Source organism: Pseudomonas batumici (assembly GCF_000820515.1).
Classification (GTDB): domain Bacteria; phylum Pseudomonadota; class Gammaproteobacteria; order Pseudomonadales; family Pseudomonadaceae; genus Aquipseudomonas; species Aquipseudomonas batumici.
Window position 1 is genome coordinate 1 of sequence record NZ_JXDG01000044.1, and the last position, 1,964, is coordinate 1,964.

The window sequence follows — 1,964 nt, forward strand, 5'->3', positions numbered from 1 at the left end:
TGGCCGTGGTTCAGGTCAAGGCTCAACGCGGTATGGCTGAAGAGTTTGCCGCCCTGCTGATCCAGGCCGCTGACGCTGGCGGTCAGGGTCTTTTCGCTGCCGAGGCTGCCGCCCTGGTTGGTGACCTGCCCGGCGCTGAGGCTCAGGCTGTCGGCGCTGCTCAGGCCGCCAGTGCTGTTGTCGAACGCCCCGGTAGTGATACCGACCGCGCCCTTGCCGCTGATCACGCCTTGTTGGGTATTGCTGAGGCTGGCGCTGTTCAGAGTCAGTTGGTTGTCGGTGACCAGCCGGCCGCCCTGGTTGATCAGTGCACCGGCACTGGTCAGGCTCAAGGCTCCTGCACTCGACAGGCTGCCCGCCGAGTTGTCCAGACTGGCGGTGTTGACCGTCAGGTTGCCTTCGCTGCTGATCAGGCCCTGGAGTCGGTTGGTCAGGGCATTGTCGAGGGTGATGACCAGGCCCGACTGGGCACTCAGGGTGCCGCCACTGTTGTCCAGGCTAGCGCCGCTGAGGCTGGCGCTGCCCTGGCTGCGCAGCTGGCCCAGACTCTGGTTGATGACCTGGGCGACCTTGAGGCCCAACGCCGTGTCGGATAGGACCTTGCCGCCGTTGCTGTTATCCAGCCTAGTACCGCTCAGGCTCAGGTCAGCGCTGCTGGAGAGTTCGCCGCCCCGGTTGTCGACCTGGTCGACGTTGAGTTTCAGCGCTTTTGTGGCCCCCACCAGACCACCCTGGCGGTTATCCAGGGTTCCGCCGTTGAGGGTCAGCGCGCCGCTGGCGATCAGTTGGCCGTTCTGGTTGGTCAGGCTGGCGATGTTCGCCGTCACGTCGGCTTTGCCGGACACCGCCCCGTTGCGGTTGTCCAGGCTGTTGGCGGTCAGCAGCAGCGCGCCGTCGCCGATCAGGGTGCCGTTCTGGTTGCTGAAGGTGTTGCTCACCCCCAGGTCGACCGCGCCCCGGCTGTTGATCAGGCCCTGGCTGTTGTCCAGGCTGGCGCTGCGGCTGTCGAGCGCCGCTGCAGAAATCAGGCCGTTGAGGTTGGTCAGGGCCTGGGTGATACGCAGGGTCAGGCCCTGCTCGCTCAGCAGCTTGCCGTTGCTGTTATCCAGGCTTTGTGCGGCCAGGGTATAGGCCTGGGCGCTGGAGATTTCGCCGTTCTGGTTGGCCACTCCGTTGAGGTTGTTCAACACCAGCAGCGGAGCGTTGATCACACCGTGCTGGTTGTTCAACTGGCCGTTGTGCAAGTCCAGGCTCAGGCGGGTCTTGCTGAACAGTTCGCCGCCTTGCTGGTCGAGGCCGCTGACGCTGGCAGTCAAAGCCTTCTCGCTGGCGATACGGCCGCCCTGGTTGGTGACCTGGGTGGCGCTGAGGTCCAGGCTGTCGTCACTGGTCAGGTGGCCGCCCTGGCTGTTGTCCAGGTTGCCGGTGCTGACGCGGGTCGCACCGGTGCCGTTGATCACGCCTTGCTGACGGTTGTCGAGGCTGGCACTGCTGAGCACCAGGCCCTGATCCGTGAGGATCGAACCACCCTGGTTGAGCAGGGCGCCGAGGCTGGTGATCGACAAGGCCGCGCCACTACCGAGTTTGCCCGTGCTGTTGTCCAGGCTCGCGGCGTTGACGGTCAGGGTACCTTCGCTGCTGAGCAACCCGGTGTGGTTGAGCAATGCACCATCGAGGCGGATATCCAGGCCCTTGAGGCCGGAGACATTGCCGCCGCTGTTATCCAGGGTGCTGCCGATCAGGCGCGTGGTCCCCTTGGCGAACAGGCGCCCCTTGGTCTGGTTGATCAGTTGCGCCACCGTCAGCCCGAGATCGGTCTCGGTCAGCAGCTTGCCGCCATCGCTGTTGTTCAGGCTCTGGCCGCTCACCGTGACGCTGCCGGCGGTACTGGAGATCTCGCCGGCCCGGTTGTCGATCTGCCCGACATTGAGGGTCAATGCCTGGGTGCTGGCGACCGTGCCGCC

General features: G+C 65.2%; 1 protein-coding gene. It reads right to left on the bottom strand.

What is annotated here, in order from left to right; all coding sequences use genetic code 11:
* A partial coding sequence (locus UCMB321_RS17210; RefSeq protein WP_040069063.1) for a beta strand repeat-containing protein occupies positions 1 to 1,964 on the bottom strand: 1,964 nt, incomplete at both ends.